Below are 23,735 nucleotides of genomic sequence, written 5' to 3' on the forward strand. Positions count from 1 at the left end.
GAGTTTTTGTACAGATAATGCCCCCTCGAGGGCCTCGAGGGGGCATTATCTGGACAAAAACTCCGGATGTTGTTCCGGGTGTCCCGCTAGTGGACCGGGGTGCGCGTTTCGACGTCGGTCCCGGCTTGGGCAGTCTCCGCCTCCGGGGCGGCACCCGCCTGGTGCTTGAAGTAGTGTTCCACGTCCTCGAGGCTCTTGTCCTTGGTCTCCGGAACGTACTTGGCGGCGAACAGAATCGCGCCCACGCCGAGGATGGCGAACACGAAGAACGTGTTGGAGATGCCCACTGCTGCAAGCAGCTGCGGGAAGCCGAAGCCGATCAGGAAGTTCACGATCCACAGCACGAAGGCTGACGCCCCCATGCCCAGGCCGCGCAGCTTCAGCGGGAAGATCTCCGAGAGCATCAGCCACGTGACCGGTGAGATGGCTCCCTGCTGGAACGCGAGGAACGTGACGGTCAGTGCCAGGATCACGTAGCCGCGGCCGGTCCCCTCCGGCAGGACCAGCGAGAACAGGCCGATCAGCAGCAGCGCCGCGGTGGTTCCGACCTGCCCGGTGATGAGCATCCGGCGTCGCCCCACCTTGCCCAGAAGCCAGATTCCGGCGAAGGTGGCCAGCACGGAGATGACGCCGTTGGCGATGTTGGCGCTGAGCGCCGCTTCCCGGCCGAAGCCGGCATCCGCGAGGATTTGCGTGCCGTAGTACATGATCGAGTTCACGCCGGTGATCTGCTGGATCACCGCGAGTCCGACGCCCACAAAGAAGATCCGGCGCAGCCACGGAACCTGCAGGTCCTTCCAGGACCCCATCTTGGACTTGTAGTCCTCCACGGCCATGGCCTTGACCTCTTCGAACTCCGCCCCGGCCTCGGCCTTGGAGCGGATGCGCTGGAGCACACCCAGTGCCTCGCCGAAGCTGCCCATGGAGGCCAGCCAGCGGGGGCTTTCGGGCATGAAGGCCATGCCGATCCACAGGGCGACGGCCGGCAGTGTGGCGATCACCAGCATCCAGCGCCAGATGCCCCCGGCCTCGCCGAACGTGTTGCCAAGGTAGGCGTTGAAGATGAAGGCGAGCAGCTGGCCGGTGACGATCATGAGTTCGTTCTGCGTCACGATCCGCCCGCGGCGGGCCGACGGCGACACCTCCGCGAGGTACACGGGCACCGTCACGGAGGCGCCGCCCACGGCCAGGCCCAGGATGAACCGGGCCGCCACCATGAACTCGGTGCTGGGGGCGAAAGTGCAGGACAGCGTGCCGGCCAGGAAGATGACGGCCAGGACCATGATCATCTTGCGGCGGCCGTTGCGGTCCGCCAGCCGGCCGCCGAAGAGGGCACCGAAGGCGGCGCCGAACAGCAGCGACGATGTCACCATGCCCTCAGCCAGCGGGGTCAGGCCAAGGTCCTCCTGCATGTAGGGCAGGGCGCCGTTGATCACCCCCGTGTCGTAGCCGAAGAGCAGGCCGCCGAAGGTGGAGATGATGGTGACGGTGCGGAGCGCCCGCTTGTGTTTTAAGTCAGCCTTCCCGGACTGCGCCGCCGTCATACGCTGACCTTCTGGACGTACTGCTTCATGGTGTCCAGCTGGAAGCGGGAAACCTCTTCGGCGTTCTCGTTTTCGGCGAAGACGCTGGAAACCATCACCGTGTTGTCCTTGTCCAGAAAGCCGATTTCCTTGAGGCCGCCGAAGAACTCGTCCCAGTTCACGTCGCCGTCGCCGATCTTCAGGTGCTGGTGCACGCGGACGGCGTTGCCTGGCGGGTTGGTGATGTACCGCAGGCCGTGGGAGGCGTGGTGGTCCATGGTGTCGGCGACGTGGACCAGGCGGAGCTTGTCCCCTGCCGCGCGCATGATGTCCAGCGGCGAATTCTTCATGTGGAAGCTGTGCGAGGCCACGTAGACCATGCCGACGTTCTTAGAGTTCAGCCCGCGGATCACGCGGATGGCGGCAAGGCCTTCCTCCACGAAGTCATCCGGGTGCGGGTCGATGAGGAGGTCGATGCCTTCGCGCTCGATGATGGGGAGCAGTTCCTCCATGGAGCGGTAAAACGCGCGCTCGGATTCTTCGGCAAGCTCCGGCCGGCCGCTGAACTCGGTGTTCATGGTGCTGACGCCCAGGTCGACGGCGATCTGGATGGCGCGCTTCCAGTAGCGCACCGCTGCTTCGCGGGCGTCCTCGTCCGGGCCCGACCAGCGCAGCACAGGCAGGATGGACGCAATTTCGATGCCGGCATCCGTGCACGCCTTCTTCAGCTGGCCCACCAGTTCGTCGTCGGCCTTGGGGTGGTTGTAGAAGGGGATGAAATCCGGATGCGGCGTCATCTGCATGTACTTGTAGCCAAGGTCCGCCACCACCTTCGGGAACTCCAGCAGGCTGTGGCTGTGGTGGAACGGGGTGGGGTCAAGGGCGATTTTCACGAGGAACACTCCATTGTGGAAAAGGATCGGGTAACGAAAGGAGTTTTTGTCCAGATAATGCCGTCTTGAGGGCCTCGAAGGGGCATTATCTGGACAAAAACTCCAAGAAACGGGAGGGCCTAGCTGTAGAGGGCAGGCTTGGCGTTCAGCTTCACGGCGACCTTTTCGCCGTTCTTCTGGGCTTCCACGCCGGCCTCGCAGCAGGCGGCTGTCGCATAGCCGTCCCAGGCGCTGGGTCCGCCGATTTCGCCGCGGAGGGCGGCGTCCACCCAGGCCTGGATCTCGACGTCGTACGCTGCGCCGAAACGCTCCTCAAAGCCGGGGGTGACCTTGCCGCCCCAGCGGCCGTTGCTGCGCAGGTACGGGCCGCTGTCGCCGCCGATGCTGACAATGCCGTCCTCGAAGGACGCCTGGGTGGCCACTTCGTAGCCGAACTTCGCGTTGACGTAGATTTCGACGTCGGCCAGGACACCGGACTCGGTCTCGATCAGGACGTGCTGGGGGTCATGCTGGCCGGCCGGGGCGTTCTTCGTGGGCTTGCCGAGACGGACCTGGACCGAGGTGATCTCTTCGCCCGTGAAGAAACGGATGGCATCAAACTCGTGGACCACGGAGTCGTTGATGAGCATCTCGTTGGTGAAGCCGGCCGGAGTGCTGGGGTTGCGGTGCTGGTGGTGCAGCATGAGCAGTTCGCCGAGTTCGCCGTTGCGGATGACCGAGCCGAGGGCGGCGTATTCGGCGTCGAAGCGGCGCATGAAGCCCACCTGGATGCGCTTGCGGCCCAGCTTCTCCTCCGCCTGAACGATCTTCCAGGACGACTCGGCATCCGGCGTCAGCGGCTTTTCGCACAGGATGGGGATGTCCTTGGCAATGGCCTTGAGCAGGATTTCCTCGTGCAGGAAGCCCGGGGTGGCGATGAGGACGGCGTTGACATCGCCGTTGTTCAGCGCCTCTTCGGCGTCAGCCAGGGCAACGGCCCCGGGGATGCCCTCGATGGCGGCCTGGGCGCGGGCGAGGTCAACGTCGACGACGGCGGCAACTTCAGCGCCGTGGATGCGCTTGTTGAGGCGCTGGATGTGGTCCGCGCCCATGCGGCCGGCGCCGATAACGGCGACGCGAAGGGTTTCAGTCATTGTTCTTCCTTTGGATTCGGACGGATCGGGCGTTGCTGGTTAACCGCTAGCTGACCGCGGTGTTAGCTGACTGCGGTGCGGGAGCCGCAGGACAGCAGGTAGTTGCGCGTGCGCTTGGCGATGGGCATGGGGACGTCGAAGGCCACCGGGTACATGTCCTGTTCCACGATGCCAAAGATGGGCCGGTCCAGTGCCTCGACGGCCTCGATGACGGCGCGCAGGTCCGGCAGGCCGTTGGGCGGTTCGGTCATGACCCCGGCCAGGTTGGCTGCTGCCCAGGTCATGTTTTCCTCGTTGACCTTCTTCAGGACGTCCGGGTTGATCTGCTTCAGGTGCAGGTAGCCGATCCGGTCCGGGTAGTTCTTGATGAGCTCAAGGCTTGAGGCGCCGCAGTATTCCGCGTGTCCGGTGTCCAGGCACAGGTTGAGGTACTGCGGATCCGTTGCGCCGAGCAGCGTTTCGATGTCCTCCTGGGCTCCGACGTGGGAGTCGGCGTGGGAGTGGAACTGCTGCTTGAGGCCGAAGTCCTCGAGCAGCGTCTTGCCCAGCCGGTTGTGGCCGGCGAACAGGTCGCTCCACGCCTTGTCGCTGAGCGTGCCGCTCTCCACGGCCTCGCCGGTGACGTCGTCGCGCCACATGGCCGGGATGACCACGATGTGCTCGCCGCCCATGGCTGCGGTCAGTTCGGCGACCTTGCGGGCCGGCTCCCAGGCTGTTTCCCACTGGTCCAGGCCGCGGTGGAACGCCGTGAAGACCGTTCCGGCGCAGACCTTCAGGTCGCGCTGCTTGAGCTCTTCGGCCAACCGCGCGGGGTCCGTGGGCAGGTAGCCGTACGGGCCCAGCTCGATCCACTTGTAGCCGGATTCGGCCACTTCGTCCAGGAAGCGCTCCCACGGCGTCTGCTTGGGGTCGTCCGGGAACCAGACACCCCAGGAGTCGGGTGCGGTGCCGATGATCAGCTTGTTCTCTGTCATTTCCGTTCCTTCTCATCGATTGCTCCGCAGGTGCCCTTTTGGACGCTCAAAACGGCGGTTACGGAGCAATCGATAGTGGCGTTGGGGGTTAGTTGGAGGGGAAGTTGTAGGAGGCGCCGGAGGCGTGGGTGGGTTCGGGCCAGCGGGAGGTGACGACTTTGCCGCGGGTGTAGAAGGAGACGCCTTCGGGGCCGTAGATGTGCTTGTCGCCGAAGAGGGAGGCCTTCCAGCCGCCGAAGGAGTGGTACGCGACCGGGACCGGGAGGGGCACGTTGATGCCGATCATGCCGACGGTGACACTGCGCTGGAACTTCCGGGCGGCGGCGCCGGAGGAGGTGAAGATGGCGGTGCCGTTGCCGTAGGGGTTGGAGTTGATCAGCTTGATGCCGTCTTCGAGGGTGTCGACGCGGACGACGACGAGGACGGGTCCGAAGATCTCCTCGGTGTAGGCGGACATTTCGGTCTTGACGTGATCGAGAACCGTCGGCCCGACCCAGAAGCCTTCCTCGTGGCCGGGGATGACGAGGTCGCGGCCGTCCACGACCATCGCGGCCCCGGCGGCTTCGGCTTCGGTGACGATCTTCACGATCCGTTCCTTGGAGGCCGGGGTGATGACCGGGCCCATTTCGGCGCCGGGGACGGTGCCGTTGTTGACCTTGACCGCGGTGGCGCGTTCTTCGACCTTCTTCACCAGCAGGTCGGCGGCGTCCCCGACGGCGACGGCGACGGAGATCGCCATGCAGCGTTCCCCGGCGGAGCCGAACGCGGCAGCGGCAAGGTGGTCGGCGGCGTTGTCCAGGTCCGCGTCCGGGAGCACGATGGCGTGGTTCTTCGCCCCGCCCAGGGCCTGGACGCGCTTGCCGTGCTTGGTGGCGGTCTCGTGGACGTACTTCGCGATCGGGGTGGAGCCGACGAAGGAGATGCCGTCGACGTCCGGGTGGGTCAGGAGCCCGTCGACGGTTTCCTTGTCGCCGTGCAGGACCTGGAACACACCGTCGGGCAGGCCGGCGTCCTTCCACAGCTTCGCGAGCAGGAGGGAGGCGGAGGGGTCGCGTTCGGAGGGCTTGAGGATGAAGGCGTTGCCGGTGGCGATCGCCATCGGGGCCATCCACAGCGGCACCATGACCGGGAAGTTGAACGGCGTGATGCCGGCGACGACGCCGAGGGGCTCGCGGAAGGAGAACACGTCGATGCCGGTGGAGACCTGGTCCGAGTAGTCACCCTTGAGCAGCGACGGGATGCCGCAGGCGAATTCGATGACCTCCAGGCCGCGGCCGATCTCACCCTTGGCGTCGGAAAGGACCTTGCCGTGCTCGGCCGTGATCAGCGCGGCGAGTTCGTCGATGTGTTCGGCGACGAGTTCGCGGAACTTGAACAGGACGGCGGTGCGCTTGGCCAGGGAAATGTCGCCCCAGGAATCGGCCGCCTTGCGGGCGGCGGCGACGGTGGTGTCCAGGTCGGCCCGGTTGGCCAGGCGCAGTTCCGCGCTGACCTGGCCGGTGGCCGGGTTGTAGACGGGGGTGGTGCGGTCGCCCTCGCCGGCGGTCTCGGCACCGTTGATGAAGTGGTTGATGGTGGTGGTGACGGTCGTCGTTGACATGTAATGACTTCCTTGGTCTGTAGCTGGTCGGAAAGCGTTGGGGGGGATTTAACCGAGCAGTTTGCGCTGGCGGTTCTTGTGGTCGGTGTAGGTCTTGAACGCCTGCTGCGTGGACTCCAGTTCGGAAACCGCGGAGACGGGCACGTCCCACCAGGACTCGGAGGACGGGGCGTCCAGCAGCGGGTCGGACTCGACGTGGATCACGATCGGGCCGCCGGTTTCCGGGGCGGCCTTGGCGTCGCGGATGGCCTGTTCGAGTTCGGCGATGGCCTTCTCCCCCGGTTCGATCCGGATGACCTTCACGCCGAGGGATTCGGCATTCAGGGCCAGGTCCACCGGGAGCCGCTCGCCCTCGTCGAAGGAGTGGTGTTCCTCGTCCAGGGCCCGGTACTGGGTGCCGAAGCGCTGCGAACCCAGCATCTCCGAGAGGGAGCCAATGGAGGCGTAGCCGTGGTTCTGGATCAGGACCACGATCAGCTTGATCCGTTCGGCGACGGCGGTGACCAGTTCGGTGTGCATCATCAGGTAGGAACCGTCCCCCACCATCACGACGACGTCGCGCTTCTCACCCCCCGATTTGGCTTCGGCGATCGCGGCGCGCTTGACGCCCAGGCCGCCCGGGATTTCGTAGCCCATGCAGGAGTAGGCGTATTCGACGTGGTAACCGAACGGGTCCCGGACCCGCCACATCTTGTGCAGGTCACCGGGCAGCGAACCGGCCGCGCAGATCACCACGTCCTGGGCGTCCATGGCCCGGTTGGTGGCGCCAATGATCTCGTTCTGCGCCGGCAGCGGCGTGTACCGGGTATCGAAGGCCTCGTCCACGGTCGCGTCCCAGCGTGCCTTCTCGGCGGCGATCTGCTGTTCGAGGTCGGCGCCGACGCGGTAGCCGCCGAGGGCCTGGTTCAGCTTGACGAGGGCCTTGCGGGCGTCGGCGACGATCGGCAGGTGCGTGCCGTGCTTGTACGCATCAATGGCTGCGACGTTGATGTTCACGAAGCGCACGTCGGGGTTCTGGAACGCGGTGCGGGAGGCGGTGGTGAAGTCCTCGTAGCGGGTGCCGATGCCGATGATCAGGTCCGCTTCGGCGGCGATGGCGTTGGCCGCCGTCGTGCCCGTCGAACCGATCGCGCCGAGGGAGTATTTGTGGTCCCACGGCAGGACGCCGACGCCGGCCTGCGTGTTGCCGACCGGGATCCCGGTCAGTTCCGCGAACTTTGCGAGTTCGTCGGTGGCGTAGGCGTAGAGGACGCCGCCGCCGGCGATGATCAGCGGCCGCTTCGCGGCGCGGATCGCTGCGGCGGCGCGGGCGATGTCGTCGTCGTCCGCTTCCGGGCGGCGGATTCGCCACTCCCGCTCGGCCAGGAATTCCTCGGGGATGTCGAACGCTTCGGCCTGGACGTCCTGCGGCAGCGAGATGGTCACCGCGCCGGTTTCGGCCGGGTCGGTGAGGACGCGCAGGCCGTGGTGGAACGCGGAGAACAGCTGCTCCGGGCGGGTGACGCGGTCGAAGAACTTGGACAGGGGCCGGAACGCGTCGTTGACGGTCAGGTCGTAGGCGTAGGGCTGTTCGAGCTGCTGCAGGACCGGGTCCGCCGCCCGCGTTGCGAACGTGTCCGAGGGGAGCAGCAGGACCGGCAGGCGGTTCGTGGTGGCCAGCGCGGCGCCGGTGAGCAGGTTGGAGGAACCCGGGCCGATCGAGGTGCTGACCGCGTAGGTCTGGCGGCGGCGGGTGTGCCGGGCGTAGCCGACGGCCTGGTGGACCTGGGCCTGTTCGTTCCGGCCCTGGTAGTAGGGCATGATCCGCGGGTCCTGGGACTGGTACTGCTTCAGGGCCTGGCCCACGCCGGCCACGTTCCCGTGCCCGAAAATACCGAACGTGCCCGGGATCAGCCGCTCACGGAAATCGACCCCACCCACGGAATCGACGGTGTACTGCTTGGAAAGATACTCGACCACGGCCTGCGCCACGGTCATCCGGCGGGTTCCAGTTCCTGTTTTCGTCTCCATGGGAGCTACTCCGATACTTCTGCGGTGAAGGGTGACGCGGTGTGGTGCAAGAGGGAAGCGGCCGCGGCGACAGCCCCGGCAACGTCACCGTCGGCCGGGTAGAGCAGGGTGCGGCCCACGGTAAGGCCCTGCACGCCCGGGAGGGCAAGGGCGGCTCCCCAGGTGGCGAACACCTCGTCTTGGCTGCCGGCCGGGTCCCCGCCCAGCAGCACGGTGGGCATGGTGGTCGCGGCCATGACGCGTTCCATCTGATCCACGACCGGCAGCTTCATCCATGTATAGGCACTGGTTGACCCCAGGCCCTCGGCGATGCCGATCGACTTGATCACGGCGTCCGTGGACAGGTCGTTGCGGACCCGGCCGTTCTCCCGGACGGACAGGAACGGCTCCACCATGGCGATGAGCTTCCGCTCGGCCAGTGAATCGATCGCCTTGGCGGTCGCTTCGAGGGTGGCCACGGTGTCCGGGTCGCCCAGGCAGATCCGGGTCAGCATCTTCCCGCCGTCGGCGCCCAGAGCCTCCAGCGCGGCGGCGGTGTGACCCGTGAAACGGTCATCGAACTCGTTGACCAGACCCGACAGCCCGCCGCGGTTCATCGAACCAAACACCAGCTTGCCCTCCAACGCGCCCAGGAGCAGCAGGTCATCCATGATGTCCGGCGAGGCCAGAACACCGTCAACGGCGGGGTTGGCCAGCGCGATCTGCAACCTGTCCAGGAGCTGGCGGCGGTCCGCCATGGCCACCGGGTCGTTGCCGACGGCGAGGGCGCCGCGGGCCGGGTGATCGGCGGCGACGATGAAGTTCTGCCGCCCGTACTTCAGGCCGGGGTGGCGACGGCGTGCCTTCGCGGCACGGGCCACTGCCTCGGGGTCTTCGAGGCGGATGGTGCTCAGGTGCTCGTAACGGCGGGGGTCGTCATCCACCGCCAGGGTTGCGGTGCCGGGGTGCAGGCTCACAGGGCCGCTCCTTCAGGGGTAAGTGCAGTGGGAACAGAGTCCTTGCCGGGGACAGCATCGCCGGGGACCAAACGTCCGCGTTCGGCCAACAGCGAGGTGACCTCGCCTGGCGTCGGCATCGCATCCGCGCAGGACAGCCGGGAAGCGACGATCGCGCCGGCCGCGTTGGCGTAGTCCAGGACCTGGGCCAGCGGCCAGCCCGAGAGCAGGCCGTGCACGAAGGCGCCGCCGAAAGAATCCCCGGCCCCCAGGCCGTTGACCGTCTCCACCGGGACCGGGGCGGACACCACGCGTTCGGTGCGGGTCTTGGCCATCACGCCTTCGGGGCCGAGCTTCACGACGGCGATCTCCACGCCGGCGTCCAGCAGCCGGTCGGCCTGCTCATCCGGGGTTCCCGGGCCCACGGCCACGGAGCATTCCTCGTCGTTGCCGATCGCAACGGTCACGTGGGGCAGGATCCGCGCCACCTGCTCCCGGGCCTCCTCCTCGGAAGCCCAGAACATCGGACGGTAGTCCAGGTCCAGAATGGTGTACTGGCCCTCTTTGAGGCCGGTGCGCGGCCGCGCCTCGTGCGCTGCAACATGCGCGGTGCGGGAAGGCTCCTGGCACAGGCCCGTCACCGTGGACCAGAATATCCGTGCGTTCCGGATCGCGTCCGTGTCGAGCTCATCGGCCCTGATCTGCAGGTCCGGTGCCGTGGGAAAGCGGCCGTAAAAGTACAGCGGGAACTCGTGCGTCTCGGGCATGATGGCGCAGAACGTCGCCGGCGTCTGCAGGCCCGCAACCGGGGAGACAAAGGAATCATCAACGCCGAACTTTTCCAGTTCGCGGTGCAGGTACGCACCGAACGGGTCATCCCCGGTGCGGGTGATAACGCCCGTGCGCCGGCCATGGCGGGCGGCGGCGACAGCAACGTTGGACGGGGAGCCGCCAAGGTACTTGCCGAAGGACGAAACATCCTCCAGGCCAACCCCGATGTCGTTCGGGTAAATATCAACGCTGATGCGCCCGATCGTGAGCAGTTCGTGGGTCACGGTGATCGTGGACCTTTCTTTTTGGATCTCAACCTCTAGGCAGTCGAACGGCCAAGGCTCCGGCGTTCCGGGCCCCGTGAGCGGGACCACAAGGACTACTGTGCCCTAGAATTTTTGTCCTGTCAAAGGTTTGTACTGACATATTTACAACGAGCAGAAGTCAGGGCTGACGCGGGCATTTCAGGACCACAAGGCGTGGCCCTGAGGCCTTTTGTCCCCCTATTTCTTGGGTACGGAAAGCTCTCCTGTGACGTACTGTGCGCGGCCAAAACCGAAGGACCAGTCACCCGCAGTGTTCTCGACATAGCCGATAAAGACATCTTCGCCGGCCACCCCCAGAGTCCCCAGCTTTTCCGCGACTGCCGCAAACAGGCTCTGCTTCGCCTCCTGGCTGCGTCCGCCCTGCGTGAAGATCTGGATCATCACGACGTCCCGCGTCCGCTCGAAACCAAGGCCGGCATCCTGGGCCACGATCTGCCCCGGGGCGTGTTCGGTGACGATATGGAAGTAGTCCCGCTCCGGGATGCCGTATTCAGCCAGGATGGCGTCGTGGATGCCTCGGCTGAGGAGGTTGAGGTCTTCCTGGGAGCGGCCCGAGTGGACGTCGATTCGTACGAGCGGCATTGCATCTCCTTTGATAGTTTGTACTGACATACTATCAAAGTGACTTTCAAGCGCAAGAGGGGTCGTCCTGACTGGCACCGCTGGGCCTGCGCTTGAAGCCCGACGGCGGCCGGTGACGTTTCGGGCAAAAGTCACCGACCGCCGTCGGACTGGCAAGTGGTGCCGCGCACCTATTGACCGAGCAGCTCTTCGAGCCGCTCGTAGCCGTCGCGCATGCCGGTTTCCATGTCTGGCTGGGCCATCCCGTCCCGGGCTTCCACCGTGGGACAGACCAGGTGGCCGCGGAGCCGGCAGCGCCCGCCGCCCAGGTCTTCGAAGTTCGTGAATTCGATCATCACCAAATCCGGGTAGCCGCTGAATTCAAACGTCTGGACGGCGAACTCGTTTTCCCGGACGGTGTGGAAGATTCCGTTGGCTGCGTGGGTCACGCCATCGGTGCCGGCATGGTTGTAGAGATAGCTCCCGCCGGAACGGAAGTCGTAGTGGTCGATCTCCACGTTCGTGCCCCGCGGGCCCAGCCACTGTTGAACCAGTCCGGGCTCCTGGTGGGCGCGGAAGACCGCCGACACCGGAAGGTCGAACTCCCGCTGCCAGTCAATGAAGGGGACGCCGTCCGGGACTGTGAAATTGAGTGCATTGCTCATGATCGGTCCTTGTCACTGCCGCCGCGGAAGGCGGCCCTTGAGCGGAGTACGGCATCAAAGTAGACCCCTGTCTGATGGCGCGCAAGAGGTCTCCCTTAAACGCAGAAACGCGGGGTCACCCGGCGCCCAATCCGGGGGGAGGATTGGGCTGGGAGTGACCCCGCGTTGCCTGAGGCGCGGCTTAGAGCGCGGCGTAGACCTCGCGCAGCAGCTTCGCGGTCTCGGACGGCGTCTTGCCGACCTTCACGCCGGCAGCCTCGAGGGCTTCCTTCTTCGCCTGGGCGGTACCGGCGGAACCGGAGACGATGGCGCCTGCGTGGCCCATGGTCTTGCCTTCCGGCGCGGTAAAGCCTGCCACGTAGCCGACGACCGGCTTGGTGACGTTGGCCTTGATGAAGTCGGCTGCACGCTCTTCGGCGTCGCCGCCGATTTCGCCGATCATCACGATGGCCTTGGTCTCCGGGTCAGCCTCGAACGCGGCCAGGGCGTCGATGTGGGTGGTGCCGATGATCGGGTCACCGCCGATGCCGATGGCCGTGGAGAAGCCAAGGTCGCGCAGTTCGTACATCATCTGGTAGGTCAGGGTGCCGGACTTAGAGACCAGGCCGATGGGGCCCTTGCCGGTGATGTTGGCCGGCGTGATGCCCACGAGGGCCTCGCCCGGCGTGATGATGCCGGGGCAGTTCGGTCCGATGATGCGGGTGACCTGGTTGCCGTCGGCGTCGACCGTGGCCTGTGCCAGTGCCCAGAACTCGGCAGAGTCCTGGACCGGCACGCCTTCGGTGATGACAACCACGAGGCCGATGCCGGCTTCGATGGCCTCGACCACGGCGGCCTTGGTGAATGCCGGCGGCACGAAGACGATCGAGACGTCAGCGCCGGTCTCCGCGATGGCTTCCTTGACGGTGCCAAAAACGGTGATTTCCTTGTCGCCGTGCAGCACGGTGGTGCCGGCCTTGCGGGCGTTCACGCCGCCGACGATGTTGGTGCCGGCCTTGAGCATCAGGGCGGTGTGCTTGGTACCTTCGCCACCGGTGATGCCCTGGACGATGACCTTGGAATCCTTGTTCAGGTAGATAGACATGTTTTCTTTCCTAGATCTCGACAGGCTCGATCAGCGGGCGTTGGCGAGCTCGGCGGCCTTGTCGGCGCCCTCGTCCATGGTTGCTGCCAGGGTCACCAGCGGGTGGTTGGCCTCGGTGAGGATGCGGCGGCCTTCTTCGACGTTGTTGCCGTCAAGGCGGACAACCAGCGGCTTGTTGGCGGAGGAGCCGAGTTCGGCAAGGGCGCCGACGATGCCCTTGGCCACAGCGTCACAGGCGGTGATGCCGCCGAAGACGTTTACAAAAACGCTCTTGACCTGCTGGTCGCCCAGGATGACGTCCAGGCCGGCAGCCATGACCTCGGCGGAGGCTCCGCCGCCGATGTCCAGGAAGTTGGCGGGCTTAACGTTGCCGTGGTTCTCGCCGGCGTAAGCGACGACGTCGAGGGTGGACATCACGAGACCGGCGCCGTTGCCGATGATGCCCACTTCGCCGTCCAGCTTCACGTAGTTGAGGTCCTGCGCCTTGGCCTTGGCTTCCAGCGGGTCGGCGGCGTCCTTGTCCTCCAGCTCGGCGTGGTGCACGTGGCGGAAGTCGGCGTTCTCGTCGAGGGAGACCTTGCCGTCCAGGGCGACGATGTCACCGGCGCCGGTGCGGACCAGCGGGTTCACCTCGACCAGGGTGGCGTCTTCCTTCTTGAAAACGTCCCACAGCTTCAGGATGACTGCGGAGACCTTGGGGGCCAGCTCGGCAGAGAAGCCGGCGGCGGCGACGATCTCGTCGGCCTTGGCCTGGTCAACGCCCACGGCGGGATCGATGGCAACCTTGGCAAGGGCCTCGGGGCGCTCGACGGCGAGCTGCTCGATTTCCATGCCGCCTTCCACCGAGCACATGGCCAGGTAGTTGCGGTTGGCGCGGTCCAGCAGGATGGAGAAATAGAACTCTTCGGCGATGTCCGCACCCTGGGCGATCATCACCTTATTGACGGTGTGGCCCTTGATGTCCATGCCCAGGATGTTGGTGGCGTGCTCAAGTGCCTCATCGGCTGACTTGGCGACCTTGACGCCGCCGGCCTTGCCGCGGCCACCGACCTTAACCTGTGCCTTGACGACAGTTACGCCGCCGATGTTCTCGGCAGCTGCCTTTGCTTCTTCAGGGGTGTGCGCCACGATGCCGGCGAGCACGGGTACACCGTGCGCTTCGAACATATCGCGCGCCTGATATTCAAACAGGTCCACGGTTTAGTGTCCTTCTACGTCGAAGTAGTTTCTGTACAGCCGGAAAACACCCAAAGGTGCGGGCCGGGCTGCGGAATTTACACGTCCCGCGGCAAGTCCGGAAACGAGCCACGCGGCGTATTGCTCCTTTGGGAACTTTAGTCCTTCGGAGCGACCGGCCCGTTCCAGACTACCTGTTCTGTGAGTAAGGACACTATTCTATGGAACGTAGAAAAACCGCGTGATTACGGGGTTTTTGAGGCTTGGGCTGGCGCCGTTTGGGCGTTTTTGCCCTTCGCGGCGATGAGTTCGTAATGATCCCGGCTGATAAAGAAACCGACGCCGGCCGAGACGTTTCCGCAGGCCACCCCGAAGCGGTAGGCGGAGCACCGGAGGCCGTTGCGTTCGAGGTTGCCGCCGTCGGCCAGGACGGGCAGTTCGGAGACGGGTCCGCCGGCTCTTCCCTTGGGCCCGTACTCGGTTTCCATCTGCGTAACGCCGGACCGGCATTCGCCGTAGCGGGCGCGGTCGGGCGTCAGGAGTGCCGCACCGCCGAGGTAGCCGAGGCCGGTCCCCGAGCAGTTGTCGCTGACGTCCGCAGCCGCCGGTGCCGGGTACACGGCGAGCTCGCAGTGCGCCACAGGCACGGTGGCCAGTTTTGTGTTGTCCGGATCGCCGAAGTTGTTGGCTTCGTACGGCAGGTTCAGGTGCGGACCGCGGGCGGACGTCAGTGCGCACACGATGTTCCGGTCAGCGGTGACAAACGCCAGCACATCCTCCCCGGCCGCGAATGGGGCGGGGTCAGTGAGCGGGGCCTGTTTCAGCTGTTCGATGGCCGGCAGCGGCGGCGGCGGGGTGTAGTCCGGATCCGCGACGGTCACGGAACAGCCGGCCAGCGTCATGGTGGACAACGCGGCGCATGCCAGCACGGCCAGCCGCGCGGCAACGCGTTCCGGGCGTGGCGGCACGGTCAGGCGTCGACCTTGGTCAGAGGCGCGTACCGCAGCAGCAGCCGCTTCTCGCCGACGTCGAACTTCACCTTGGCCACGGTCTTGTCCCCGGCGCCTTCAACGGCGAGGACGGTGCCGTTGCCGAAGCTGGTGTGGTTGACCTTGTCCCCCACGCTGACCGCGATGACTTCCTTCTGCGGCTGCACCCGGTTTTTGGCCACGGAGGCAGGAACGTCGGCGTTGAAGCCTGCGGAGGAGTCTGCCCTGTTGCCCCGGGCTGTTCCAGCGCCCCAAAAGGAACCGCTGTACCGGCTCGACCCGATGGACGCCCCGCTCCCCCAGCCTCCTACCTGCCGGCTGGTGCCCTCACGCTTCCATTCGACAAGCTCGGAAGGAATTTCCTCCAGGAACTGGCTGGCCGGGTTGTACTGGCTCTGCCCCCACATGTTGCGGACCTCGGACCGCGTGACGTACAGCCGCTTCCGGGCGCGTGTCAGTCCCACATAGGCAAGCCGCCGCTCCTCCGCCAGTTCCTTGGGGTCCGTGGCGGAGCGCTGGTGCGGGAAGAGCCCGTGCTCCATGCCGGTAAGGAACACCACCGGGAATTCCAGGCCCTTGGCGGTGTGGAGCGTCATGAGCGTGACCACGCCCAGCCGCTTGGCCTCCGCCACCGCGGCGTCGATGTCCGCGCCCGGGGCGTCCGGGATCTGGTCGGCGTCGGCGACGAGGGAAACCTGTTCCAGGAAGGCCTCGAGCGACCCTTCCGGGTTTTCCTGCTCGTATTCACGCACGACGGCGACGAGCTCGGCAAGGTTCTCCACCCGGGACTCGTCCTGCGGGTCGGTGCTGGAGCGCAGCGTGGCGAGGTAGCCCGTCTGTTCGAGCACGGCCTCGAGCGCGGCGGCGGCACCGGAGCCTGCGGCCACCTCGGCGAGGTCATCCAGGAGCTTCACGAACCCGAGCACCGCATTCACGGACCGGGTGGCCATGCCGGGTGCCTGGTCGGCGCGGCGCGCAGCCGCCATGAACGAGATGCGTTCCCGTTCGGCCAGTGCGGCCACCGCACCCTCGGCGCGGTCGCCGATGCCGCGTTTGGGTTCGTTGAGCACGCGCCGGAGGTTGACGTCGTCGTCCGCATTGACCAGAACCCGCAGGTAGGCCAGGGCGTCCTTGATTTCCTTGCGCTCGTAGAACCTGGTGCCGCCCACCACCTTGTACGGCAGGCCAACGCGCACCAGGACATCTTCGATGGAACGTGACTGCGCGTTGGTGCGGTAGAAGATGGCGACGTCGCCGGGGCGGAGGTTGTCTTCGTCCTGCAGCCGGTCGATTTCCTTGGCGATGAACTGGGCTTCGTCGTGCTCGTTTTCGCCCACATAGCCGATGATCTTGTGGCCCTCACCCTCCGCGGTCCACAGCCTCTTCTCCGGGCGGTTGGGGTTCCGGGAGATGACCGAGTTGGCCGCGCTCAGGATGTTCTGGGTGGAACGGTAGTTCTGTTCCAGCTTGATGGTGTGGGCGTCCGGGTAGTCTTTCTCGAACTCCACGATGTTGCGGATGTCCGCGCCGCGGAAGGCGTAGATCGACTGGTCCGAGTCGCCGACGACGGTCAGTTCCGCCGCGCCCGGACCCTCGCCGACGATCTCGCGGACCAGGGCGTACTGCGCGTGGTTGGTGTCCTGGTATTCGTCCACCAGGACATGCCGGAACCGGCGCCGGTAGGAATCTGCGAGCGCCGGGAACGCCCGGAACATGTAGACGGTCTGCGCGATCAGGTCATCGAAGTCCATGGCGTTGGCCTGGCGAAGCCGCTGGGTGTAGCCCTTGAAGACATCGGCCACGGCGCTTTCGAACGGGTCGCTGTGGTTGGCGGCGGCCGCGAAGGCGTCGTCGTCGATGAGTTCGTTCTTGAGCGCGGAGATCTTGTGCTGGATGGCCTTGGGGGCGAACTTCTTGGGGTCGAGGTCCAGGTTCTTGGCCACCAGCGTGATCAGCCGGAGGGAATCAGCGGAGTCATAGATGGAAAAGTTGGACTTCAGCCCGACGTTCGCGGCCTCGCGGCGCAGGATCCGGACGCAGGACGAGTGGAACGTGGAGATCCACATGGCCTTGGCCCGGCCGCCCACCAGGGCCTCGATGCGCTCCCGCATTTCCGCGGCGGCCTTGTTGGTGAACGTGATGGCCAGGATCTCGCCGTGGTGGGCCCGCTTGGTGGCGATCAGGTAGGCGATCCGGTTACTGAGGACACGGGTTTTCCCCGAGCCGGCGCCGGCCACAATCAGCAGTGCGCTGCCGGAATGTTTGACCGCTTCCTCCTGCTGCGGGTTCAGCCCTGCCAGCAGCGCCCCGGCATCGGGGAACTGGTGCCGTGCGTGCTCCTCAGCGTGGCCCGCCTCCTGCCCAACTGCCGGGTGACCAACTGCCGTGTGGCCTGCGGATTCGGCCGGGCCACCGCCGAACGCAGGCGTCATCAGCCCGTTCTCGGGGCGTGACTTGGTGATGGCACCGGCGTGGGAACCAGCCTTGAACGGACCGTCAGCATAGGGGTCAAACAACATATCCATGGTGACTACAAGTCTAGGCGGTGGGGCTGACACTCGAATCCGCCCTGTGGATAACCGGCGCGCCGCGGCGCTCCCTCGCTTGAAAGCCGGGGCGGGAAACTAGTCGACCGAACCGGACTCGAGCGCGGCACGCAGCTGGTGCACCGCCGTCGTTCCTCCCGCCATGAACCATTCCAGGCCGTTGACGTGGACGCTGCCGGCCACTCCGCCGGCGGCCGTAACGATCGCCTTTCCCGGAAGCCAGTCCCATTCGGGGCAGCTGTGCTGGAACCAGCAGCCAAGCTGGCCGTCGGCGACGCGCCCCAGGTCGCAGGAGCCGGAGCCGAGCATCCGCAGCGTCGCAGCCGAGGTGGCAGCGGCGTGCCATGGCATGGCGCACATGGGGTCGGCGAGCCAGCGCGGGTGGATATAGGTGGCGGCGCCGAGGTGCGAGAGGTCGGCGGCGTTCCGGTTGTTTCCGTCCTCCCGGAAGGTGGTGACGGGGTCGCCGTTGAGGGTGGTGGGGCGTTGCTTCCCGCCGACCCAGAGCTTGCCCTCCTCGGGCTGGAAAATGGCGCCGAGGAGCACGTCGGAGTCGTCCTTGAGGGCAATCGCCGAACACCAGTACGTGGAGCCCTGCAGGAAGTTGTAGGTGCCGTCCACCGGGTCGATGACCCAGGTCCGCCCGCTGCTTCCGCGCACCGCGGCACCTTCCTCACCCAGGACGCCGTCGTCGGGGCGGCATCGCTGCAGCTGCTCGAGGACGTACGCTTCGGCAGCATGGTCCGCGGCGGTGACGACGTCGGAGATCGAGGTTTTGCGCTGCGCGTCGAGGCCGCCCTGCCGCATCAGCAGCGCGAGCTGCCCGGCCTCGCGGACCAGTTCGGCGGCCAGCTCATAGTCATCGAGCTCGGGGCTCAGGTTGGTGGCGCTGTGTTTGCCCAGTTTGTGTCTGCCCAGTTCCGTCACGGTCCCACCCTATCGGCGCCGGGCCCGCCCTGCACAGCGATGGTTCACTGCACAGCAGAGGCAGCCTGCGGCGGGCGATAATGGACGCATGGCCAAGACACCTGCACAGCGGATCAAGAAGCACGGCGCAAGGGCCGCAGTTCCCCAGCACCATCTTCCGCCGGTGATCAACCCCGGCACCGACCGCTCGCCCGCGAAGGCGCAGAACAATGCCAACCTGATCGTCATCGCCGGCCTGGTGGCCAGCCTGTTCCTGTTCTGGTACCTGCACCTGCTGACACTGAACCAGCTCACGCAGCTCTCCGGCGGGCTTGCCATGCCCGATTCCCTGGTGGGCGGTTTCGACGCTGGCTACGCCGAACAGCTCCGCCGCGCCCTGGACGGCGACGCCCGCGGCCAGCTGAATTACGTCCACAAGACGGCGGGCACCCTGTTTCCGCTGATCTTCGGCTTCACGTGGCTGCTGCTGATCGGGACCAACGTTGCCCGGAAGGCGCTGCGCTGGGCGCTGTGGGCACTGCCGCTGCTGTTCGTGGCGGTCCGGCTGTGGGGCAACGTCACCATTGATGCCATGATCGCGGCCGTGAATCCCGACGCCGGCCAGGTCGCCTTGGCATCGGGCCTCACCGTGGCCGGCTGGGTGCTGTTCGTGGCCAGCCTCCTCGCCGGCGGCGCCGCCGTGTTCCTGGGACGGCGGTCCTCGAAGAAGGCCGCAGGCCAGCCGGCCGGACCGGGCCAGGAAGCGTAGGCAGGAACCCTCGGCCAGAAGACCAGGCAGGGAACTTCAGGCGCTCCCCGCCACCCGGGCCCTGGCTGCAAGCGCCCTGCGCACCTGCCGCTCCTGCCGGACCCGCTGGGCGATCACGAGGCCGGCAGCCGAGAGGCCAATGGTGATGGGATAGCCCATCAGCCGTTCCAATGTCCCCGGCTCGGGGACGTCCAGGCCGGTAAAGGCGGCCGTGACGAGCGCCGCAGAGGCTACGGCGCCGGCGGCCAGGACAAGCCAGCCCAGCGGCGACTGCCGGAGCCACAGTGCACCGAGGAGCAGCAGCGCCAGGGAGCCGCCGATGAAGTACATGACGGCTCCGGTGTAGTGCCAGCCCGTTTCCAGGTCCTCCGGGACGAGCCCGACGATGATCGTGCCGGTGCCCGCGGCCCCGGTCAGGAGCCGCACCGCCACCGCCGTGTACCAGGGCACTTCCCCCGTGTGGCTCGCCATGACCCGGACGCCGGCCCGGGCGGCCACCCGCAGCAGCGCAGAACTCAGCAGCAGCGCCCCCAGCAGCATTCCCAGGCCCTGCACCACAAAGGAGGCGTTCATCAGCACGTGCAGCGGCGAACAGACGCTGCGGCCGTCGTACAGCCCGCACGTGACGGCCCCCAGGTCGCTGATGAGCCCGGTCCGCCGGCTGTAGGGGTCCGGTCCGGCCCAGGCGCCGATGACGGCGGCCTCGGCGACGAAATACTGGACGACGCTGAGCACCGCCCACGCCCCGACATACTGCCGTGTCGAGGCGGTGTCTGGCAGGAACGTTTCCCGAAACGCGGGGACATGAGCTGCGGCGGCCATGCCAAGAGCGTAGTACGCGCCGTCACCTTGTATGCTTATAGGCGTGCCCGAAGGGGCCGGTCCACAACGCCGGCCGCGGCGGGCGCCCGCCCTCGTAGCTCAGTGGATAGAGCACGGCTCTCCTAAAGCCGGTGTCGTTGGTTCGATTCCAATCGAGGGCACTTGAATCTGCAGCATCCGTCCGGGCTCCGCGACTATCTGCTGGGCGCAACGCCGGCAGAGCCCCCATCCCCCGGCCCTGCCGGGCCAGGGCGATGGTCCGTGGAACGGACCATGCTGGACCGGGCCGCGGGCACCCGCGGAACCTTTGCCGGCGTCGTGATTTTTTCCCCCGACGACGACGGGCTCCGCTTCCACGAGGAAGGGACCGTAATGTGGCCCTCCGTGAACTGGCCGGCCGGGGACGGTGAAACCTTCACCGGCCCCGCCACCCGTGACTATCTGCTCAGGCCGGCGCAGACGCCGGACGCCATGGACATGTTCTTTCCCGACGGGCGGCCGTTCCACCGGATGAGCTTCTCTCCGGAGGCCAGCCAGGACCGTCACTGGTGCGATCCGGACACCTACCGGGTCACCTATGTCCGCCACGGCGACGACGAGTTCAGCTACGCCTGGGATGTCACCGGCCCGCGCAAGGACCTGTTGCTGCAATCAGTGCTGCGCCGGCTGCCCGCCGCCACAGCACCCGACGGGTTAGGCTCGAATCCGTGAATCCGCGCATCATCGTCTCCGCCGTGTGTGTCTATGACAGCGCCGGCCGGCTCCTGACCGTCCGCAAACGCGGCACGGACAAGTTCATGCACCCGGGAGGCAAGCCCGAGCCCGGCGAGACGGCGGTGCAGGCCGCGGCACGGGAACTGCAGGAGGAGGTCGGCATCATTGTCGATCCCCGCGAACTGACGCTCATGGGCGTCTGGCTGGCCGACGCCGCCAACGAGGCCGCCACGGAAATCGAGGCCACGGTCTTCAGCGCGCCGGGCGCCTGGGCGGCGCACCCGTCCGCCGAGATCGCCGAAATCCGCTGGCTGGACATCGCTGCGGAATGGCCCGGCGACCTGGCACCGCTGCTCACGGAGCATATCCTTCCGGCGCTGGTGCACACCGGGCGCTGACCCCTCCGGCCCCGGGCCGGCACCGCGATTTTCACCCGCCGTTTCCGGCTTCGGGCTGATCGCGGGCCGCCCACTTCCCGCGGCAGCGGCCAAGGTTTTCGCAAGCCCCCGACCCTAGCTTCGTCCTGTCATCGGTCAACTGGATCCGGGGGGAGACGGAGATGCGTCGGTTTAGGTCCGCGCTCATTGTGGCGATGCTGCTGACCACGGGATACGTGGCAGTGGCTCCGAACGATTCATCGGGCACCACAGGACTTCACAGCCACTTCGCCGCACTGCCGGCTGCCGCGGCAGAGCCCGTTCCGCTTCCACTGCCCCGCACCGGATGGACAGCGACGGCCAGCGACGAAGAAGCCTCCGGTGAAAACGGCTTGGCGGCCAACGTTCTTGATGGAGATGCCACCACTTATTGGGTCAGCGCAGGCACTGAGCCGCTGCCCCACACCATCACCATAGACACCGGGACAATCCAACCCATCTCGGGGTTCCGCTATCTTCCGCGTCCCGATGTCCCGGACGGCAGGATCGGCAGCTTCGAGATCACGGTGAGCACTGACGGCGCCACCTGGGAGCCGCCCGTTGCCAGCGGTACCTGGGCTGACAGCAGCGAAGAGAAAAGCGTGACATTCACTGCCGTGGCTGCGCGCTACGTCCGGCTCCAGGCCATCACCGAGGCCGGCGGCCGCGGGCCCTGGAGCAGTGCCGCAGAGATCAATCTGGTTGGTGGGGCTGCCAGCACTCCGCCAGCCCAGGAAGAGGGTTCCGGCCTGTTGGGGTCCTGGGGTCCCACCATCAACTTCCCGATTGTCCCGGCGGCGGCGGCACTGTTGCCGGACAACCGGCTGCTGACGTGGTCCGCCAGCGCGCCCGCCATGTACGCCGGCGGCGGAGGCCTGACCCAGACATCCATTCTGAACCTCACCACCGGTGAAGTGACCCAGGCTGAAGTGTCCAACACCGGCCACGACATGTTCTGCCCGGGCATTTCGATGCTGCCGGACGGCCGGATCATGGTCACGGGAGGCAGCAGCACCACCAAAACCAGCCTGTATGACCCCGCGACGAACGCCTGGACCTCGGGGCCGCCAATGCTTATCGCGCGCGGATACCAGTCCAGTGTGACCACGTCCACGGGTGAAGTGTTCACCATAGGCGGGTCGTGGTCCGGCGGCCTCGGTAACAAGCACGGCGAACTGTGGTCCGAAGCAGGCGGCTGGCGCGCGCTTCCCAATGTGCTGTCCAACAGTATCCTGACCAACGATCCCGGGGGCGACTTCCGTTCGGACAACCATGCCTGGCTGTTTGCCGCCCCGGGCGGGCAGGTCTTCCAGGCCGGCCCAAGCCGCCAGATGAACTGGATCTCCACCACGGGAGCCGGCACCATCACGCCGGCCGGGTTCCGTGCGGACAGCGCAGACGCGATGAACGGCAACGCCGTGATGTACGACGTCGGGAAGATCCTGACGGTGGGCGGGGCCACCGCCTATGCCGGGGTCCCGCCCACGGCGAAGGCCTACACCATCGACATCAACAACGGGGTCACAGTGGCCCCGACCGCGAGCATGGAGCACACCCGGCAATACGCCAACGGGGTGGCGCTGCCCGACGGCCAGGTGCTTGTGATTGGCGGCAAAGGCACCCCGGAAACCGCAACGGACACCGGGAACAGGATGTCGCCGGAGATCTGGAACCCGGAGACAGGGCAGTGGACCACCCTTGCCCCCATGGCCGTCCCCCGGGCGTACCACAGCGTGGCCACGCTCCTTCCGGACGGCCGCGTCTTCGCCGGCGGCGGCGGACTGTGCGCGGGTGCCTGCAACACCAACCACCTCGACGGACAGATATTCACCCCGCCCTATCTGTTGGACGCAAACGGGAACGCACGCGTCCGGCCCGAGATCCTCAGCGCGCCGACCGTTGCCGCTAACGGCAGCACCATTTCGGTGACCACCGGCCAGCCGATCAGCAAATTCTCCCTGGTGCGGACGGGCACCGTGACGCACAGCGTGAACACCGATCAGCGGCGCATCCCGCTGACCGCAACTTCAGTATCGGGCAATACTGCCTCCTTGAACCTGCCGGCGGATCCCGGCATCCTCGTACCCGGCAATTACCTGCTCTTTGCCATGGACGACGCCGGGGTCCCCAGCGTCGCCGCCACCGTCAGGATCGACCCCCGGGCGACGCCGCTTTCAACGGCGCGCCTGTCCATCGGCAGCGCCGCAGACACGGTAGCTGCCGGCCCGGACGGCACGCTGTGGAACTACCGGGCAACCGGACAGGGCGGCCTCCAGCCCCGGGTCAAAATCGGCAGCGGATGGACAGGACTCAACAAGGGGTTCGTGACGGACTGGAACGTGGACGGTGTCTTCGACATCATCGCGCAGTGGAAGGACGGGCGGCTGAGCCTTTACGCCGGCAAGCCAGGCGGCGGATTCGCGCCGGCGCAGCACATCGGGTCCGGATGGGGCAAGTACCAGATAGTGCTGGGCCGCTGGCGGACCACCGACAAATATCCCAGCATCGTCGCCCACGACTACGCCGGAACACTCTGGCACTACGGCAACAGCGCAGGAAACACGCTCAGCCCCCGCACCCTGATCGGAAGCGGCTGGCAGGGCCTGTATCCCACCATGGCCGATTTCGACCAGGACGGGAAGCAGGACCTGCTCGCCAAGCGGAGCGACGGCAACCTGCTGCTGTACCGCTCCACGGGGGCCGGCACCTTCATCCCCGAAACCAGGCGGGTGGTCGGCGTGAGCTGGAACATCGTGGACAGCATCACCAAGACGACGGGGTTCACCCCCGGCAAACAAGGCCTGCTCAGCCGGCTCAGTGACGGCAGGCTGGCCCACTATCCCTTCCGGAACGGGATCTGGGGCGCACGGACCATCGTCGGAGCGGGGTGGAGCAACTACAACATCTTCCGGTGAGCCGGCA

The 23,735-nt window shown here is 66.5% G+C and carries 20 protein-coding genes and 1 tRNA gene; 5 read left to right on the forward strand and 16 right to left on the reverse strand.

Features of this window, described 5'->3' with window-relative positions; translation table 11 throughout:
- Positions 1-86 precede the first annotated feature (86 nt).
- The 15 genes from ACFUTU_RS06550 to ACFUTU_RS06620 form a co-directional block, all read right to left on the reverse strand.
- Positions 87-1,544 carry a sugar porter family MFS transporter gene (locus ACFUTU_RS06550; protein WP_377962236.1) on the reverse strand — a complete coding sequence of 486 codons (1,458 nt, stop codon included), beginning with the start codon at positions 1,542-1,544 and terminating at the stop codon, positions 87-89.
- Positions 1,541-2,416, reverse strand: coding sequence for a sugar phosphate isomerase/epimerase family protein (locus ACFUTU_RS06555; RefSeq protein WP_377962239.1), 876 nt, complete (start codon positions 2,414-2,416; stop codon positions 1,541-1,543). Before ACFUTU_RS06555 ends, ACFUTU_RS06550 begins: the two co-directional genes overlap by 4 nt.
- Before the next feature lie 119 nt (positions 2,417-2,535).
- A complete protein-coding gene (locus ACFUTU_RS06560; RefSeq protein WP_377962241.1) occupies positions 2,536-3,549 on the reverse strand; it encodes a Gfo/Idh/MocA family protein in 1,014 nt (337 codons plus the stop codon).
- Between the two features lie 62 nt (positions 3,550-3,611).
- Positions 3,612-4,523, reverse strand: a complete 912-nt coding sequence (locus ACFUTU_RS06565) for a sugar phosphate isomerase/epimerase family protein (protein WP_377962244.1) — start codon at positions 4,521-4,523, stop codon at positions 3,612-3,614.
- 88 nt (positions 4,524-4,611) lie between these two features.
- The gene (locus ACFUTU_RS06570; protein ID WP_377962247.1) at positions 4,612-6,123 is read right to left on the reverse strand and encodes a CoA-acylating methylmalonate-semialdehyde dehydrogenase; all 1,512 of its coding nucleotides are present in this window, start codon (positions 6,121-6,123) and stop codon (positions 4,612-4,614) included.
- Positions 6,124-6,171: 48 nt separating this feature from the next.
- Positions 6,172-8,100: a 3D-(3,5/4)-trihydroxycyclohexane-1,2-dione acylhydrolase (decyclizing) gene (gene iolD / locus ACFUTU_RS06575; protein ID WP_377962433.1), complete on the reverse strand. Its 1,929-nt coding sequence runs from the start codon at positions 8,098-8,100 to the stop codon at positions 6,172-6,174.
- Positions 8,101-8,138: 38 nt separating this feature from the next.
- Entirely contained in the window at positions 8,139-9,089 is a 951-nt protein-coding gene (locus ACFUTU_RS06580) for a deoxyribose-phosphate aldolase (RefSeq protein WP_377962250.1), read from the reverse strand.
- A complete protein-coding gene (gene iolC / locus ACFUTU_RS06585) occupies positions 9,086-10,123 on the reverse strand; it encodes a 5-dehydro-2-deoxygluconokinase (protein ID WP_377962253.1) in 1,038 nt (345 codons plus the stop codon). The genes ACFUTU_RS06580 and iolC overlap by 4 nt, the downstream gene beginning before the upstream one ends.
- Positions 10,124-10,342: 219 nt before the next feature.
- The gene (locus ACFUTU_RS06590) at positions 10,343-10,747 is read right to left on the reverse strand and encodes a tautomerase family protein (protein ID WP_377962256.1); all 405 of its coding nucleotides are present in this window, start codon (positions 10,745-10,747) and stop codon (positions 10,343-10,345) included.
- 170 nt (positions 10,748-10,917) lie between these two features.
- Positions 10,918-11,391, reverse strand: a complete 474-nt coding sequence (locus ACFUTU_RS06595; protein WP_377962260.1) for an SRPBCC family protein — start codon at positions 11,389-11,391, stop codon at positions 10,918-10,920.
- A gap of 181 nt (positions 11,392-11,572) precedes the next feature.
- Positions 11,573-12,475 (reverse strand): succinate--CoA ligase subunit alpha, encoded by a 903-nt coding sequence (gene sucD, locus ACFUTU_RS06600; protein ID WP_377962263.1) that lies wholly within the window; start codon positions 12,473-12,475, stop codon positions 11,573-11,575.
- Positions 12,476-12,505: 30 nt separating this feature from the next.
- Entirely contained in the window at positions 12,506-13,672 is a 1,167-nt protein-coding gene (gene sucC / locus ACFUTU_RS06605) for an ADP-forming succinate--CoA ligase subunit beta (protein ID WP_377962266.1), read from the reverse strand.
- Positions 13,673-13,896: 224 nt separating this feature from the next.
- The gene (locus ACFUTU_RS06610) at positions 13,897-14,553 is read right to left on the reverse strand and encodes a hypothetical protein (RefSeq protein ID WP_377962437.1); all 657 of its coding nucleotides are present in this window, start codon (positions 14,551-14,553) and stop codon (positions 13,897-13,899) included.
- A gap of 68 nt (positions 14,554-14,621) precedes the next feature.
- Entirely contained in the window at positions 14,622-17,165 is a 2,544-nt protein-coding gene (pcrA, locus tag ACFUTU_RS06615; RefSeq protein ID WP_377962269.1) for a DNA helicase PcrA, read from the reverse strand.
- Between the two features lie 99 nt (positions 17,166-17,264).
- Positions 17,265-18,113 (reverse strand): inositol monophosphatase family protein, encoded by an 849-nt coding sequence (locus ACFUTU_RS06620; protein ID WP_377962272.1) that lies wholly within the window; start codon positions 18,111-18,113, stop codon positions 17,265-17,267.
- A gap of 88 nt (positions 18,114-18,201) precedes the next feature.
- Here ACFUTU_RS06620 and ACFUTU_RS06625 point away from each other — a divergent pair, with 88 nt between their 5' ends.
- On the forward strand, positions 18,202-18,861 hold the full coding sequence (locus ACFUTU_RS06625; RefSeq protein WP_377962275.1) for a hypothetical protein: 660 nt from the start codon (positions 18,202-18,204) through the stop codon (positions 18,859-18,861).
- A 36-nt stretch (positions 18,862-18,897) separates the two neighbouring features.
- On the opposite strand, the gene ACFUTU_RS06630 is transcribed toward ACFUTU_RS06625, so the two are convergent.
- Complete coding sequence (locus ACFUTU_RS06630) at positions 18,898-19,683, reverse strand: hypothetical protein (protein WP_377962278.1); 786 nt, start codon at positions 19,681-19,683, stop codon at positions 18,898-18,900.
- A gap of 88 nt (positions 19,684-19,771) precedes the next feature.
- On the opposite strand from ACFUTU_RS06630, the gene ACFUTU_RS06635 reads away from it, so the two are divergent.
- The 4 genes from ACFUTU_RS06635 to ACFUTU_RS06650 all read left to right on the forward strand — a co-directional run bounded on the left by ACFUTU_RS06635 (position 19,772) and on the right by ACFUTU_RS06650 (position 23,728).
- Positions 19,772-19,844: transfer RNA gene (locus tag ACFUTU_RS06635), tRNA-Arg, on the forward strand.
- Position 19,845: 1 nt separating this feature from the next.
- Positions 19,846-20,394, forward strand: a complete 549-nt coding sequence (locus ACFUTU_RS06640) for a DUF6314 family protein (protein WP_377962281.1) — start codon at positions 19,846-19,848, stop codon at positions 20,392-20,394.
- Positions 20,391-20,795, forward strand: coding sequence for an NUDIX domain-containing protein (locus tag ACFUTU_RS06645; protein WP_377962284.1), 405 nt, complete (start codon positions 20,391-20,393; stop codon positions 20,793-20,795). The genes ACFUTU_RS06640 and ACFUTU_RS06645 overlap by 4 nt, the downstream gene beginning before the upstream one ends.
- A gap of 161 nt (positions 20,796-20,956) precedes the next feature.
- A complete protein-coding gene (locus tag ACFUTU_RS06650; protein WP_377962287.1) occupies positions 20,957-23,728 on the forward strand; it encodes a discoidin domain-containing protein in 2,772 nt (923 codons plus the stop codon).
- Positions 23,729-23,735: the final 7 nt, after the last annotated feature.

Origin of the sequence: Arthrobacter sp. NPDC057388 (genome assembly GCF_042668165.1) — a bacterium.
Lineage (GTDB): Bacteria > Actinomycetota > Actinomycetes > Actinomycetales > Micrococcaceae > Arthrobacter.